Genomic DNA, 14,285 nt, shown 5'->3' with positions numbered 1-14,285 from the left:
TGTAGGAGACAACCACCCTCCTACAACGAGCAAATAAAGGCGTAAACCACAATGAGCGTTAGCTCGAGTAACGCTCTTGACGTGCCGGCCCCTTCGGCCGGCTGAGTGGAGGGATTCATCCGGGGGTGGGCGCGTAGCGCCGTTCGACGAAGTCGAACACATCGAGAGGAGGTGCAGCGAAGCAAACCGGAGGCGATGCCCCCGGATGAATCCCGGAACGAAGGAACCCCGAGCCCCAGCGAGGGGCCGAACGCCGGGGCCCAGACCTTTGGTTCCTTTGGGGCGTTTGCCAAAGGGACTCGCCGTAAGGGCGAAACCGCCAGCCGCAACACCCGCAGAAACGGATATTCACCCAAAACCCCAAGAGCCTGGCCGGCCCAAAGGCCGCCACGCTCAAAGAGCCTCAAGCCTCCTTACGCACCCGGAACCAAGCCGCATACAACGCCGGCAAAAACAAAAGCGTCAAAGCAGTAGCCACAATCAACCCCCCCATAATCGCCACCGCCATCGGCCCAAAAAACACACTGCGAGAAAGCGGAATCATCGCCAGCACCGCCGCCAAAGCCGTCAACACAATCGGCCGGAACCGCCGCACGGTCGCCTCGATAATCGCCTGCCAGGGCCTGAGCCCTGCCGCAATATCCTGCTCGATCTGATCCACCAGAATCACCGAGTTACGCATGATCATCCCCGACAGCGCGATCGTGCCGAGCATCGCCACAAACCCGAACGGCTGACGGAACACCAGCAGAAACAGCGTCACCCCGATCAACCCCAGCGGCGCCGTCAGAAACACCATCGCCGTGCGTGAGAAACTGCGCAGCTGCACCATCAGCAACGTCAGCACCACGACAATGAACATCGGCACGCCGGCGTTCACCGACTTCTGCCCACGCTCCGAATCCTCCACCGTACCGCCGACATCCAGCAGATACCCGTCCGGCAATTCGGCACGGATCGGATCAAGCGTCGGCATGATCTGCTTCACCAGCGTCGCCGGCTGCTCCTTGCCATAGATGTCGGCGCGCACGGTCACGTTCGGCAGACGATTGCGGTGCCAGATGATGCCTTCCTCGAAGCCATATTCCAGCGTGGCGATCTGCGACAGCGCGACGCTGCGACCGTTGTCGGTCGGCACCGCCAGACTCGGCAGCAACGACAGTTCGGTGCGCTCGTGCACGGTGCCGCGCAGGAGGATTTCGATCAGTTCGTTATCCTCGCGGTACTGGCTGACGCTGGAACCGGTCAGCGAACTCTGGAGGAATTTCGCCAGATTCGCCGTGCTCACGCCCAACGCCCGGGCGCGATCCTGATCGATGTTCAGGTACACGACCTTGCTCGGTTCTTCCCAGTCCAGATGCACGTTCACCACATGCGGATTCTCACGCACCTTGGCCGCGACCTTGCGCGCCAGAGCCCGGACTTCTTCGATGTGCTCGCCGGTGACGCGGAACTGCACCGGGTAACCGACCGGAGGGCCGTTTTCCAGACGCGTGACCCGCGAGCGCAGGGACGGGAACTGCTCGTTCAAGGTGTCGATCAGCCACGTGCGCAGCGCTTCGCGCTCCTCAATGGTTTTCGCCAGTACGACGAACTGGGCGAAGCTCGCCGCCGGCAGCTGTTGATCCAGTGGCAGGTAGAAACGTGGCGAACCGGTGCCGACGTAAGCGACATAGTTGTCGATGCCGGCGTGATCCTTGAGCATCGCTTCCAGCCGTTTGACCTCGCCCGTGGTATTGGCCAGCGAGGCGCCTTCGGCGAGTTTCAGATCGACCATCAATTCCAGTCGCCCGGAAGCCGGGAAGAATTGCTGCGGCACGAAACGGAACAACGCCACCGACGCCACGAACAGCAGCACGGTGAGCACGATCACGGTTTTGCGTCGACGTACGCACCACTCCACCAGACGCCGCACCCGTTGGTAGAACGGCGTGCCGTAGGGGTCGGTCTGACCGTCAGCCGTACCGTGTTTGGCTGCATGAATTTTCGCCAGATCCGGCAGGAGCTTTTCCCCCAGATACGGCACGAACACCACGGCCGCCACCCAGGATGCGAGCAAGGCGATGGTCACCACCTGGAAGATCGAGCGGGTGTATTCGCCAGTGCCGGACTGCGCCGTGGCAATCGGCAGGAAGCCGGCGGCGGTGATCAGCGTACCGGTGAGCATCGGGAACGCGGTGCTGGTCCAGGCATAACTGGCAGCCTTGATCCGGTCGAAGCCCTGCTCCATTTTGATCGCCATCATTTCCACGGCGATGATCGCGTCGTCCACCAGCAAACCCAGCGCCAGCACCAGCGCGCCGAGGGAAATCTTGTGCAGGCCGATGCCGAGGTAATACATGCAGGCGAAGGTCATCGCCAGCACCAGCGGAATGGTCAGCGCCACCACCATGCCGGTGCGCACGCCGAGGGAGAAGAAACTCACCAGCAGCACGATGGCCAGCGCTTCGACCAGCACCTGGACGAACTCGCCCACGCCGGTTTTCACTGCGGCGGGCTGGTCGGAGACTTTGCGCAACTGCATGCCGGCCGGCAGGTTTTTCTGAATGCGGGCGAACTCGATTTCCAGAGCCTTGCCCAGCACCAGAATGTCGCCGCCGTCCTTCATCGCCACCGCAAGACCGATGGCGTCTTCGCCCATGAAGCGCATGCGCGGTGCCGGAGGATCGTTGAAACCGCGCCGCACGTCAGCGACATCGGAGATGCGGAACGTACGATCACCGACCCGGATCGGGAAGTTCTTGATCTCGTCGACCGTCTGAAAATTCCCCGAGACCCGTAGCTGCAATCGCTCGCTGCCGGTTTCGAAGAAGCCGGCGGTGGACACCGCGTTCTGTTCTTCCAGCGCTTGCTGTACTGCTGCCAGCGGCAAGCCGAGGGTGGCGAGTTTGACGTTGGACAATTCGACCCAGATCTTCTCGTCCTGCAAACCGAGCAGGTCGACCTTGCCCACATCCTTGACCCGTTGCAGCTGGATCTGGATGCGGTCGGCGTAATCCTTGAGCACCGCGTAGTCGAAACCGTCGCCGGTCAGCGCATAGATATTGCCGAAGGTGGTGCCGAACTCATCGTTGAAAAACGGTCCCTGAATCCCCGGCGGCAGGGTCTGACGAATGTCGCTGACCTTCTTGCGCACCTGATACCAGAGGTCCGGAATCTCCACCGAATGCATGGAGTCGCGGGCGATGAACGTGACCTGGGATTCACCGGGGCGCGAGAACGAAACAATCCGCTCGTACTCGCCGGTTTCCATCAGCTTCTTTTCAATGCGCTCGGTGACCTGACGCGAGACTTCCTGGGCCGTTGCGCCGGGCCAGCGGGTCTGGATGACCATCGCCTTGAAGGTGAACGGCGGGTCTTCGCTCTGGCCGAGCTTGGTGTAGGACAAGGCGCCGACGATCGCCAGCAAAAGCATCAGGAACAGTACGATCTGGCGATTGCGCAGCGCCCAGGCGGAAAGATTGAAACCCATCGGGGATTACTCCTTGTCCGCCAGATTGACCACGCGGTTGGAGCGATCCACCGGACGCACCTGCTGCCCTTCCAGCAACACATGCACGCCAGCGGCGACCACCCAGTCGCTGGCGTTCAGGCCTTCGAGCACCGGCACGGTTTTCTCACCGAACGGGCCGGTGCGCACCGGGGTCTTTTTCAACGTGTTGTTGGCGCTGACGACCCAGACGTAGGTCGCGCCGTTTTCGGCCGTCAGCGCCGAGAGCGGCACCGACAGCGGGATGACATCGGCGGTCTGCACGAAGACCCGGGCACTCTGGCCCAGTTCTGCCGGGACCTTGCCGGAGGTGAATGAAATGCGTGCAGCGAAGGTGCGGGATTTCGGATCGGCGGCCGGCGACAGCTCGCGGATCTGCCCGGCGAAGCGCTGGTTCTGTTGCGTCCACAGCTCCACCGAGACCGGCTGGCCGACCTTGAAGCGGCCGAAGCTCTGCTCCGGCAGGCTGATCAGCACTTCCCGTTCGCCGTCAGTGGCGAGAGTGAAAACGGTTTGCCCGGCGGCGACCACTTGCCCGACTTCCACCGAACGCTTGGCCACCACGCCATCCTGTGGCGCGCGCAGCACGGCGTAACTGGCCTGATTGGTCGAGACGTTGAATTCGGCTTTGATCTGTTTGAGGCGGGCTTCGCCGGAGCGGTAGAGGTTCTCGGCATTGTCGTAGGCCGAGCGGCTGACCATCTGCCGTTCCATCAAGGTCTTGTAGCGGTCACGCTCGGCGCGCACCAGATTCAGGTTGGCTTCGGCGGCCGCGACCTGGGCCCGGGTGGCTTCCAGTTGCAGGCGTACATCCTGCGGATCGAGTTCGGCGAGGGGTTGATCGGCCTTTACGCGCTGGCCTTCTTCGACCAGTCGTCGGCTGACTTTGCCGCCGATGCGGAACGCCAGATCGGGTTCGTAGCGGGCGCGAACCTCGCCCGGATAACTTTCCATCGCCTGCGCCGAAGGCTCTGGCTGCACCACCATGGCCGGTCGCACGCTGACTTGCGTCACCTCTTCCTTGCCACACGCCGACAATAAAAACGCCAGACTGACTGGCACCGCAAAGGACAACGCATGGCGGAACATGGTGAAGGACCTTTCGCTAAGGAGGCTTGGAATAATTATACTGGCCGGTATGTTATTAATAGCAAACTCACCAGTCCAGTATTAAAAGCGAAGAATGTCGAACAATCTTTCCACTCCAAACGGCCCCGGCCGACCGAAGGATCCGGCCAAGCGCCAGGCGATTCTCGAGGCGGCGAAAATCCTGTTCCTGAGTCATGGCTATGCCAACACCAGCATGGACGCGGTGGCCGCCGAGGCTGGCGTGTCGAAGCTGACGGTCTACAGCCATTTCAACGACAAGGAGACGCTGTTTTCCGCCGCCGTAGTGGCCAAATGCGAGGAGCAATTGCCGCCGCTGTTCTTCGAATTGCCGGACGGCATTGCGGTGGAAAATGTGTTGCTGAACATTGCGCGAGGCTTTCACCACCTGATCAACAGCGATGAATCGGTGAACCTGCATCGTTTGATCATGGCGCTGGGCAGTCAGGATCCGAAGCTGTCGCTGATCTTCTTCGAGGCCGGCCCGCAGCGCATGGTGCAGGGGATGGAACGGTTGCTGCGGCGGATTCACGAAACCGGCGTGCTGAGCATCGATAACCCGCACAACGCCGCCGAGCATTTCTTTTGCCTGATCAAGGGCGCCGGGAATTTCCGCCTGTTGTACGGCTGCGGTGAGCCACTGACCGGCGAGGCGGCGGAAAGTCATGTGCAGGAAGTGGTCGGGCTGTTCATGCGGGCCTTTCGACCCTAGTTTCTGCGGTGTCTGTCCTGACGCTATCGCTGGCAAGCCAGCTCCCACAGGGATCGAGGTGTGATCACTGATTGTGTGCACACCACTGAACCTGTGGGAGCTGGCTTGCCAGCGATTGGGGACGACTAGGTCTCAGGCCTTGAGCGCTTTCTTCGGGTAGATGTCGTATCGGCTGGATTTGCCATCCAGCGCATGACTCGGCTTCGGCCCTTCGATGCACGGCGCCTTGCGCGGGCGCTTGACCACCACCCGGTGCGTGGCCAGCGCCAACGCCGCTTCCAGCAACGCCGGTGCATCCGGATCATCGCCCACCAACGGGCGGAACAAGCGCATTTCCTTCTTCACCAGTGCGGTTTTCTCACGATGCGGGAACATCGGGTCGAGGTAGATCACCTGCGGAGGCTCGCCCTCCCAATTACGCATCACCTCGATCGAGTTGCCCTTGAGCAGCTTCATCCGCGCCACAATCGGCGCCACATCGAAGTCTTCCGCCGCACGGGCCAGACCATCCTCCAGCAACGCGCCGATCAATGGCTGGCGCTCGATCAGGCTCATCTCGCAACCGAGACTGGCCAGCACGAACGCATCTTTCCCGAGCCCCGCCGTCGCATCCAGCACCCGTGGACGTACGCCTTGGGCAATGCCGACCGCCTTGGCGATCATCTGCCCGCTGCCACCGCCGTACAACCGGCGATGGGCAGCGCCACCTTCTACGAAGTCGACCCGCACCGGGCCCGGCGCATCCGGCCCCAGTTGTTGCAGCTGCAAACCCTGCTCGCCGACCTGCAGGGCAAACTCGCCGTCAGCCACCTGCAATGGCAGGTTCAGGCGCTGCGCCCACTGCTCGGCCTGCGCTTCGAACGTCGGGCCGAGGGCCTCGACATGGATGCGGCAGGCCGCGGGTTGCTCAATCATGGAAAACACGCTCAAAAAAGTTAAGGATCGGCAAAATCCGCCGATAACCCAATCAACGCGCATTTTGCCAGAGCTGAGCGTCAACCGAAAAAAATGTCAGGCATTCTTCCCACATCGATTGGCTACATTTCGCCCACAGGCGACTTCAGCCGTCATAACACTCAAGCATTGGGCGGCGTCAGCCACCTGTGGCAGGATTTCTTTGCCCAGGCACTGGCCGAACAATCGAGTGATGTGGTGCCGGCCTGCGGCACTTTCCCGCCGGTCGATCTGCAAAGCCCTGAAGAACCGACCGTTGGCAGCGAGCTGCACGCGCACATCGTCAGCCAGCGTGAATGCGATGTGGTTGAAACCGAGGTGCGTCCGCCGGAGCCGCTGTTCCTGCCGATCGCCGAAATCGACATGACACTGGCCGAGCCGTACCCTCCGTTCCCCGCAGAAGAAATCAAGACTCAGCAAAAGCAGCAGGATTTCGACAGCAGCTGGGTTCGTCCGGTGGTGATCAACAACGGCCAGCCGATTCCGGAACCAGGCCCTGCCCCGCAGAAAAAACCGCTGTACCTGCCGATTGCCGAGTTCGACCTGGACCTGCTGCAGCCTTACCCGCCGTTCCCGCCGGAAGAAATCGTCGAGCAGCAGAAAGCCCTGGACTTCGATAACGGCTGGGTGCGCCCAATCGTTCAGCAGAACCTGCGCATCGCCGCCTGATCCCTCAGCGACACACGCTCCAGCGCCCGACATCGACATGAAAGTGATTGCGATGAGCGGCGTTGTAGTCCGGACTCAACACCACACTGAACGCCTCGCAGGCACCATCGCGCACCTGACGTAGAAACTGCGCGTCCTGATTTTGCTTCGGCCAGTCCTTGAGCACGCTGATCGCGCGACCATCCGCCATGCGGAAGCCGGCGATGTCCAGTGCATCGGCGCTGGCATGACGACTGAGCGCGCCGTTCTCGCGGTTGTAGACGTTGCGGCAGGCGAAGCTGCCGAGGTGATCAACCCGCGCCACCGATTGACCGTAGACCTGCTGCGCCGCCGGTTGCAGCGTATGGCGCTCGAACATCGCAAACGCCACCGCCAACGGGCAACTGGCGAGAAAGCTGCTGCTGAGCCCCACCCCGCCGCCCTGCACGCGCAAGGCGCCGATCAGCGGGCATTTGGCATCGGGACTGTCGGCCTGTGGCGAAATCCGCAGGCCGGAGCTGCCCAATGCCTGCTCGCACAAGAGCGGATCGCTGCGCAGGCGCATCAACTTGTAGCCCGTGAGCCAGTTGGGCGTCGCCTGCACGTCCAGTGGCGCCCACGGGTTCCACTGCGGCGGCACATCGAGCCAACCACGCCAGACGCCGATCAGGGCGCCACCGATGATCAGCAGTCCTGCCAACAGCAGCCAGCGCCCCATGCTCATCCCTTGAAGAATTGATTGGCCTTGGCGTACGGCATCGAACGAGAGGTAAAGGTGAACGTGCCGGACTGCTGGATTTCTTCAGCCGCGCGGAAAAACTCGCCGAACGCCGCCAGTGCCAGCGCCGAACCGGTGCTGATCCGCTTCACGCCCATCTCTTCCAGGTGCTGCACCGTCAGTTTCAAGCCGCCGGACATCAACACATTGACCGGTTTCGGCGCCACCGCGCGCACCACAGCCAGAACTTCTTCGGCGGTGCGCAGGCCTGGCGCGTACAGCACGTCGGCGCCGGCTTCGGCGAAGGCCTGCAAGCGGCGGATGGTGTCGTTGATATCGGGATTGCCGTGCAGGTAGTTTTCCGCACGGGCGGTCAGGGTGAAGGGAAACGGCAAGGTGCGCACCGCAGCGACGGCGGCTTCGATCCGCGCCACCGCGTGTTCGAAGCAATAGATCGGCGAGTCTTCCCGGCCGGTGGCATCTTCGATCGAACCGCCCACCGCGCCCGCCTCGGTTGCGCGGATCAGACTTTGCGCCGATTCGGCCGGGGCGTCGGCGAAGCCGTTTTCCAGATCCACTGCAACCGGCAGATCGGTGGCCGCGACAATCGCCCGGACATTGGCCAGCGTATCGTCGAGACTCAGGCCGCCATCGGGCTTGCCTTGGGAAAACGCATAACCGGCGCTGGTGGTCGCCAGCGCCTGATAGCCGAGACTGGCGAGCATCTTCGCGGAACCGGCATCCCATGGATTGGGAATCACGAAAATCCCGGGGCGTTCGTGCAGGGCTTTGAAGGTTTCGGCTTTACGGGCTTGTTGTTGACGGGCTTGAGCGTCCATCGGCAGGCTCCTGGGCAGGAAAGAAATCCGCCTCAGAGCAGGCCAAGTTGCTCGGCGGCGGGTTCTCTGTATAGCTCAGGCAAGGATCGCAGGCCAGGCAAACGTTGCATCAGTTGTGCGTGAAAACGTTGTGCCAGCTTCGCGGCAAGAATGTTATCGGCGGTGTGCAGGAAGATGTACGGCGTGCGGCCCTCTTCGATCCACTCGGCGATCTTCGCCACCCACGGCACCAGGAACGGATCGTTGGCCTCAAGCTCCGGATGGCCGATGAAGCGCACCTGCGGGAATTGAGTGAACGCTGCCGGACGCGTCGGTACGCGGGGCTTTTTCGATTGGGCGTGGATCACTGACGATTCGGTGGACAGGCAACTGAACAGCGCGCGCGGATCGAGACAGATGCGCTCCACGCCGCGATCCAGCAACAGCCGGTTGAGCAGTCGCTCACTCTCACCCTTGGCGAAGAACTGTTCGTGGCGCACTTCCACTGCCAGCGGACAATCCAGCGCATCGATGAATGCAGCAAGCTCCGGCAAGCGGTGTGGCGTGAAGCTTTTCGACAGTTGCAGCCACATTGGCGAGACGCGCTCACCGAGCGGCTTGAGCAACTGGAGGAAGGTTTCGGCGGCGGTCAGTTGATCGCGCAAGTCGCCGCTGTGGCTGATGTCACCTGGAAACTTGGCGGTGAAACGAAAGTGCTCCGGCATCACCTCGGCCCAGCGCTGCACGGTGGCTGGCGAAGGGCTGGCGTAGAAGGTCGTGTTGCCTTCCACGGCGTTGAACACTTGTGAATAGAGTCCGAGGAAGTCGGAGGTCTTGGCGTCTACCGGATACAGATACTCGCGCCAGGCGTTTTCGCTCCAGGACGGGCAACCGAGGTAGTAAGGCAGATCCATCAGATGTACAGATCGAGGCCCAGCACGTCTGCATCCCAATCGACAAAACCGGCGGTGCTCAGGTAGCTGGCCAGGGCCATGGCCACGCTTTTCTTCATCGCGCGGTGATAAATCATGTCTTGTTGGCGGGCGGGCAGATTGCTCAGGCGTTGCGCGGTGGCTTTGGCGGCACGGGCAGCCAGTTGCTCTTCGGTCGGGAATTCCAGCTCGCCGTCGATATCGTCGACGGACTCATCCAGCGCCGGATTGCCTTTGCGAGGCTTGCGCTTGATGGGGTAGGAATGAGTGGAAACGCCGTCTATACGCATAAAGTCATGCTCGGTATCGATGATGGCAATTTAGCGGCACCTGACCGACTTAGCAAATCGCCGAGTGATAACTAGAACACATAAAAGACAAAAGGTTTAAAGCGCGGGGTTAGAAACGGACGATTGGCTTTGTTGAGGTAATCACTAAACCTGTGGGAGCGAGCTTGCTCGCGAAAACATGGTTATGGTCACCATTGATGGCGACTGACCCACCGCATTCGCGAGCAAGCTCGCTCCCACAGGATCTAGCATGAATCAGCGGGCTTTCGGGGTGGCCACTTTGTCGCGCAGGTAAACCGGCTGGGCGTCGTCTGCCGGAATCGCCTCACCGCGCTCCCAGGCGAATCGCGCCAAGGTCAGCAGATCTTCAGCATGGGGCAGCATGCCCGCATCGGAACCGCTCAGATTCACGGCGATACGCTCGCCATAACCCCAGCCAGTGCCGGCACCGAACCAGTCACCCGAAGCATCGTCCGGCAGCGCGGCGACTTCCGGCGGCAGCACCGCCTCGGCGCCGACCAGACGCATCTCCCCGGCCGTCTCGCGGTAGCAGCCCCAATACACCTCATCCATCCGCGCATCGATGGCGGCCGCGACCTGACTCACGCCGTGTTCGCGATAAGCCCGTTGCGCCAGCACGGCCAGGTTCGACACCGGCAACACCGGGCGATCCAGCGCGAACGCCAGGCCTTGCACCACGCCGATGGCAATCCGCACACCGGTGAATGCGCCTGGGCCACGGCCGAAAGCGATGGCGTCCACCGCTTGCAGGGTGGTGCCGGCGTCGGCCAGCAGTTGCTGGATCATCGGCAGCAGTTTCTGCGCATGCAGGCGCGGGATCACCTCGTAATGGCTCGTGACCTTGCCGTCATGCAGCAAGGCAACGGAGCAAGCTTCAGTCGCGGTGTCCAGGGCCAGCAAGGTGCTCATCGATGTGTCCGTAAATCAGGTGGGGAAAAGTGCGCCAGTATAAACAACTACGGCCCGCAAGCGGGCCGTGGATGATGCAGCGGATCAGGTTTTTCAGCTCAGCGCTTCAAGCACCTTGGCGGTGATCGCTTCAACCGAACCGACGCCAGGGATATGGCTGTACTTCGGCTTGCCACCGTTCTTGGCGGACAGGTTCTGGTAGAACTCCACCAGCGGCTTGGTCTGCGAGTGGTAGACCGACAGGCGATGACGCACGGTTTCTTCGGTGTCGTCCTTGCGCTGCACCAGCTCTTCGCCGGTGATGTCGTCTTTACCGGCAATTTTCGGCGGGTTGTAGACGATGTGGTAAACGCGGCCGCTGGCCTCGTGAACGCGACGACCGGCGATACGCTGAACGATTTCTTCGTCTTCAACGGCGATTTCGACCACGGCGTCCAGCTCGACACCGGCAGTCACCAGCGCTTCAGCCTGAGGAATGGTGCGCGGGAAGCCATCGAACAGGAAACCCTTGGCGCAATCGGCTTGAGCGATACGGTCCTTGACCAGCGCGATGATCAGGTCATCCGACACCAGGCCGCCGGCATCCATGATGCTCTTGGCCTTGATGCCCAGCTCGGTGCCGGCCTTGACCGCAGCACGCAGCATGTCGCCGGTGGAGATTTGCGGAATGCCGAATTTCTCGGTGATGAACTTAGCCTGAGTACCTTTACCGGCCCCGGGAGCTCCCAGCAGAATGACGCGCATCGATGTGCTCCTCAATTTTTTATATAAAAAACAACGGATTCGCCTCGTGGGGCCAATCTCATAAAACGGGTCGTGGCCGCCCAAACGGCCAAAGGCTGATCAAGATACACAGCAGGCTGCGCCCACACAAGACGCCAAAAGTCGGAGAAACCGGCGCCCGCCGCGACCTTGCGACGCGGTTCCCCAAGTCGCAACCCCATCATTAACTGTCGCCTGACCGCATTTTTCCCACGGCCAATAAACGGCGCCCGAGGTTCGCCCCGGGTGCCCCGCCCCACGCAGAAAACCTTAGCCGGTATTTCGCAAACCGGCGGCAATCCCCGCCACAGACACCAGTAACGCCTGTTCCACCGGGCTGCCCTGCTCGACATTTTGCTGCCGCGAACGCGCCAGCAATTCGGCCTGCAATAGATGCAGCGGGTCGAGGTAGGTGTTGCGCAGACGGATGAATTCCAGGGTATCCGGGCTATGTGCCAGTAGCTGCGACTGACCGGTCAGGCCGAGGACTACGGAGCACGCCTGCGACAATAGGTCGCGTAAGTGCGCACCCAAAGGCAGCAAGTCCGACTCCACCAGACGCTCGTCGTAGGACAGTGCAATGTCGGCGTCGGCCTTGGCCAGCACCATCTCCAGCATGTCGATGCGCGTGCGGAAGAACGGCCACTGCTCGCGCATCTGCCCGAGCAATTCGCCTTCGCCGCGCTCCAGCGCCTTGCTCAATGCGGTTTCCCAGCCGAGCCAGGCCGGCAGCATCAGGCGAGTCTGGGTCCAGCCGAAGATCCACGGAATCGCCCGCAGGCTCTCGATGCCACCCGCACGGCGCTTGGCCGGACGGCTGCCCAATGGCAAGCGGCCCAACTCCTGCTCCGGTGTGGATTGGCGGAAATACTCGACGAACTGCGGATTCTCCCGCACCACCGCACGGTAAGCGGCGACACCGTCAGCCGCCAGTTCGTCCATCAAATGCCGCCATTCGGGGGTCGGTGGCGGCGGTGGCAACAGGGTCGCCTCGAGCACGGCGGCCAGATACAGATTGAGGTTTTGTTCGGCGATGTCCGGCAGGCCGAATTTGAATCGAATCATTTCCCCCTGCTCGGTGGTGCGGAAACGCCCGGCCACCGAACCCGGCGGCTGCGACAGAATCGCCGCGTGCGCCGGGCCGCCGCCACGGCCCACGGTGCCACCGCGACCGTGGAACAGCAGCAGTTCGACTTGCTGCTCGCGGCAGATTTCCACCAGCCGTTCCTGAGCCCGGTATTGCGCCCACGCCGCCGCGGTGGTGCCGGCGTCCTTGGCCGAGTCGGAATAGCCGATCATCACTTCCTGCGGGCCTTGCAGTCGCGCTCGATAACCCGGCAGCAGCAACAGACGTTCGATCACCGGGCCGGCGTTGTCGAGGTCGGCGAGGGTTTCGAACAGCGGCACCACGCGCATCGGCCGCAGGACGCCGGATTCCTTGAGCAGCAATTGCACCGCCAACACATCGGAAGCGGCACCGGCCATGGAGATCACGTAGGAGCCCAGCGAAGCGCCCGGTGCGGCGGCGATTTCCTTGCAGGTGGCGAGCACTTCGGCGGTGTCGGCCGAGGGTTTGAAATGCGCCGGCAGCAATGGCCGACGGTTTTGCAGTTCGCGGGTCAGGAAGCTGATGCGCTGTTCTTCGTCCCACTCTTCGTACTTGCCGAGGCCGAGGTAATCGGTGATTTCGGTCATGGCTGCGCTGTGGCGGGACGAATCCTGACGCACATCGAGGCGCACCAGGAACAGGCCGAAGGTCACGGCCCGACGCAGGCAATCGAGCAACGGCCCATCGGCGATCACGCCCATGCCGCATTCATGCAGCGAGTTGAAACACAGCTCCAGCGGATCGAGCAGGTCGCGATTGTTGTGCAGCACATCCGCCGGGGCCGGCGTAGTAGCGGTCAGCGACGCATGGGCCCAGTTACGCGTGGCGCGCAGCCGCTCACGCAATTGCTTAAGCACCGCACGATACGGCTCGGCACTGTCGCCGGCCCGAGCCTTGAGCGCTTCGCTGGCCTGCTGCATCGAAAGCTCGGCGGCCAGGTGATCGACATCACGCAGGTACAGATCCGCCGCCATCCAGCGCGCCAGCAACAGCACTTCGCGGGTCACGGCAGCGGTCACGTTCGGGTTGCCGTCACGGTCGCCGCCCATCCACGAAGCGAAGCGGATCGGCGCAGCTTCCAGTGGCAAGCGCAAACCGGTGGCGGCGAACAGAGCCTGATCGGCCTTGCGCATATGGTTGGGAATCGCCTGCCACAGCGAATGCTCGATCACCGCAAAACCCCACTTGGCTTCGTCCACCGGGGTGGGCCGGGTGCGGCGGATTTCTTCGGTGTGCCAGGCTTCGGCGATCAAGCGTTGCAGGGTGTTGTGGATCTGCTCGCGCTCGGCCGTGGTCAGGTCGCGGTGATCCTGGGCTGCCAGTTGCGCGGCAATCGCGTCGTACTTCTGGATCAGCGTGCGGCGAGCCACTTCGGTCGGGTGCGCGGTGAGCACCAGTTCGATTTCCAGCCGCGCCAGTTGCCGGGCCAGGGATTCGGCGCTGTGCCCTTCGTTGCGCAGGCGGGCGAGCAGTTCCGGCAGCACGCGCGATTCGAACGGCGCGGCCTGAGTCTCTTCCCGGCGATGGATGAGCTGGTACTGCTCGGCGATGTTCGCCAGGTTGAGAAACTGGTTGAACGCTCGCGCCACCGGCAGCAGTTCGTCTTCGCTTAATTGATTGAGGCTGGCGCTGAGTTCGGCGTCCATCGAGCCGCGCCGGTCGGCCTTGGCGCCCTTGCGGATCTGCTCGATCTTGTCGAGAAACGCCTCGCCGTACTGGTCACGGATGGTGTTGCCCAACAGCTCACCGAGCAGGTGAACGTCTTCGCGCAAGCGTGCATCAATATCGGTCATCAGCATCTCTCCAGCAGTAATCG

12 protein-coding genes are annotated in these 14,285 nt (G+C 62.2%); 2 read left to right on the top strand and 10 right to left on the bottom strand.

Going from position 1 to position 14,285, the window contains the following annotated elements; translation table 11 throughout:
- Positions 1–403 precede the first annotated feature (403 nt).
- Together PMI24_RS13490 and PMI24_RS13485 are read right to left on the bottom strand one after the other, a co-directional pair.
- Positions 404–3,472 carry an efflux RND transporter permease subunit gene (locus PMI24_RS13490; protein WP_007954741.1) on the bottom strand — a complete coding sequence of 1,023 codons (3,069 nt, stop codon included), beginning with the start codon at positions 3,470–3,472 and terminating at the stop codon, positions 404–406.
- A gap of 6 nt (positions 3,473–3,478) precedes the next feature.
- Entirely contained in the window at positions 3,479–4,579 is a 1,101-nt protein-coding gene (locus PMI24_RS13485; RefSeq protein WP_007954740.1) for an efflux RND transporter periplasmic adaptor subunit, read from the bottom strand.
- Positions 4,580–4,673: 94 nt separating this feature from the next.
- On the opposite strand from PMI24_RS13485, the gene PMI24_RS13480 reads away from it, so the two are divergent.
- The gene (locus tag PMI24_RS13480; protein ID WP_007954739.1) at positions 4,674–5,309 is read left to right on the top strand and encodes a TetR/AcrR family transcriptional regulator; all 636 of its coding nucleotides are present in this window, start codon (positions 4,674–4,676) and stop codon (positions 5,307–5,309) included.
- A gap of 132 nt (positions 5,310–5,441) precedes the next feature.
- On the opposite strand, the gene PMI24_RS13475 is transcribed toward PMI24_RS13480, so the two are convergent.
- Complete coding sequence (locus PMI24_RS13475) at positions 5,442–6,224, bottom strand: class I SAM-dependent methyltransferase (protein WP_007954738.1); 783 nt, start codon at positions 6,222–6,224, stop codon at positions 5,442–5,444.
- A 93-nt stretch (positions 6,225–6,317) separates the two neighbouring features.
- Between PMI24_RS13475 and PMI24_RS13470 the strand changes: the two genes are divergently transcribed.
- Entirely contained in the window at positions 6,318–6,932 is a 615-nt protein-coding gene (locus PMI24_RS13470) for a hypothetical protein (RefSeq protein WP_007954734.1), read from the top strand.
- 4 nt (positions 6,933–6,936) lie between these two features.
- Here the strand turns inward: PMI24_RS13470 and PMI24_RS13465 are convergent, their stop codons facing one another.
- The 7 genes from PMI24_RS13465 to ppc form a co-directional block, all read right to left on the bottom strand.
- Positions 6,937–7,629, bottom strand: a complete 693-nt coding sequence (locus PMI24_RS13465) for an extensin-like domain-containing protein (protein ID WP_007954732.1) — start codon at positions 7,627–7,629, stop codon at positions 6,937–6,939.
- Positions 7,630–7,631: 2 nt separating this feature from the next.
- Positions 7,632–8,468, bottom strand: a complete 837-nt coding sequence (locus PMI24_RS13460; protein ID WP_007954724.1) for an isocitrate lyase/PEP mutase family protein — start codon at positions 8,466–8,468, stop codon at positions 7,632–7,634.
- Between the two features lie 32 nt (positions 8,469–8,500).
- Complete coding sequence (locus PMI24_RS13455; RefSeq protein ID WP_007954722.1) at positions 8,501–9,361, bottom strand: DUF72 domain-containing protein; 861 nt, start codon at positions 9,359–9,361, stop codon at positions 8,501–8,503.
- A complete protein-coding gene (locus PMI24_RS13450) occupies positions 9,361–9,669 on the bottom strand; it encodes a hypothetical protein (protein ID WP_007954720.1) in 309 nt (102 codons plus the stop codon). The genes PMI24_RS13455 and PMI24_RS13450 overlap by 1 nt, the downstream gene beginning before the upstream one ends.
- 255 nt (positions 9,670–9,924) lie before the next feature.
- Positions 9,925–10,599, bottom strand: a complete 675-nt coding sequence (tsaB, locus tag PMI24_RS13445; protein ID WP_007954718.1) for a tRNA (adenosine(37)-N6)-threonylcarbamoyltransferase complex dimerization subunit type 1 TsaB — start codon at positions 10,597–10,599, stop codon at positions 9,925–9,927.
- Positions 10,600–10,692: 93 nt separating this feature from the next.
- Positions 10,693–11,343 (bottom strand): adenylate kinase, encoded by a 651-nt coding sequence (gene adk, locus PMI24_RS13440; protein WP_007954716.1) that lies wholly within the window; start codon positions 11,341–11,343, stop codon positions 10,693–10,695.
- 288 nt (positions 11,344–11,631) lie between these two features.
- Positions 11,632–14,262, bottom strand: coding sequence for a phosphoenolpyruvate carboxylase (gene ppc / locus PMI24_RS13435; protein ID WP_007954713.1), 2,631 nt, complete (start codon positions 14,260–14,262; stop codon positions 11,632–11,634).
- Positions 14,263–14,285 lie beyond the last annotated feature (23 nt).

The sequence above is a fragment of the Pseudomonas sp. GM25 genome, assembly GCF_000282255.1.
Lineage (GTDB): Bacteria > Pseudomonadota > Gammaproteobacteria > Pseudomonadales > Pseudomonadaceae > Aquipseudomonas > Aquipseudomonas aphyarum.
Note: the sequence above shows the minus strand (reverse complement) of the source record. Positions and strands in the feature narration are given on the sequence as shown.

Coding starts and splice junctions, on each gene's coding strand:
- PMI24_RS13490 (WP_007954741.1), bottom strand. CDS start 3,472: ATGGGTTTCAATCTTTCCGCCTGGGCGCTGCGCAATCGCCAGATCGTA.
- PMI24_RS13485 (WP_007954740.1), bottom strand. CDS start 4,579: ATGTTCCGCCATGCGTTGTCCTTTGCGGTGCCAGTCAGTCTGGCGTTT.
- PMI24_RS13480 (WP_007954739.1), top strand. CDS start 4,674: ATGTCGAACAATCTTTCCACTCCAAACGGCCCCGGCCGACCGAAGGAT.
- PMI24_RS13475 (WP_007954738.1), bottom strand. CDS start 6,224: ATGATTGAGCAACCCGCGGCCTGCCGCATCCATGTCGAGGCCCTCGGC.
- PMI24_RS13470 (WP_007954734.1), top strand. CDS start 6,318: ATGTCAGGCATTCTTCCCACATCGATTGGCTACATTTCGCCCACAGGC.
- PMI24_RS13465 (WP_007954732.1), bottom strand. CDS start 7,629: ATGGGGCGCTGGCTGCTGTTGGCAGGACTGCTGATCATCGGTGGCGCC.
- PMI24_RS13460 (WP_007954724.1), bottom strand. CDS start 8,468: ATGGACGCTCAAGCCCGTCAACAACAAGCCCGTAAAGCCGAAACCTTC.
- PMI24_RS13455 (WP_007954722.1), bottom strand. CDS start 9,361: ATGGATCTGCCTTACTACCTCGGTTGCCCGTCCTGGAGCGAAAACGCC.
- PMI24_RS13450 (WP_007954720.1), bottom strand. CDS start 9,669: ATGCGTATAGACGGCGTTTCCACTCATTCCTACCCCATCAAGCGCAAG.
- tsaB (WP_007954718.1), bottom strand. CDS start 10,599: ATGAGCACCTTGCTGGCCCTGGACACCGCGACTGAAGCTTGCTCCGTT.
- adk (WP_007954716.1), bottom strand. CDS start 11,343: ATGCGCGTCATTCTGCTGGGAGCTCCCGGGGCCGGTAAAGGTACTCAG.
- ppc (WP_007954713.1), bottom strand. CDS start 14,262: ATGACCGATATTGATGCACGCTTGCGCGAAGACGTTCACCTGCTCGGT.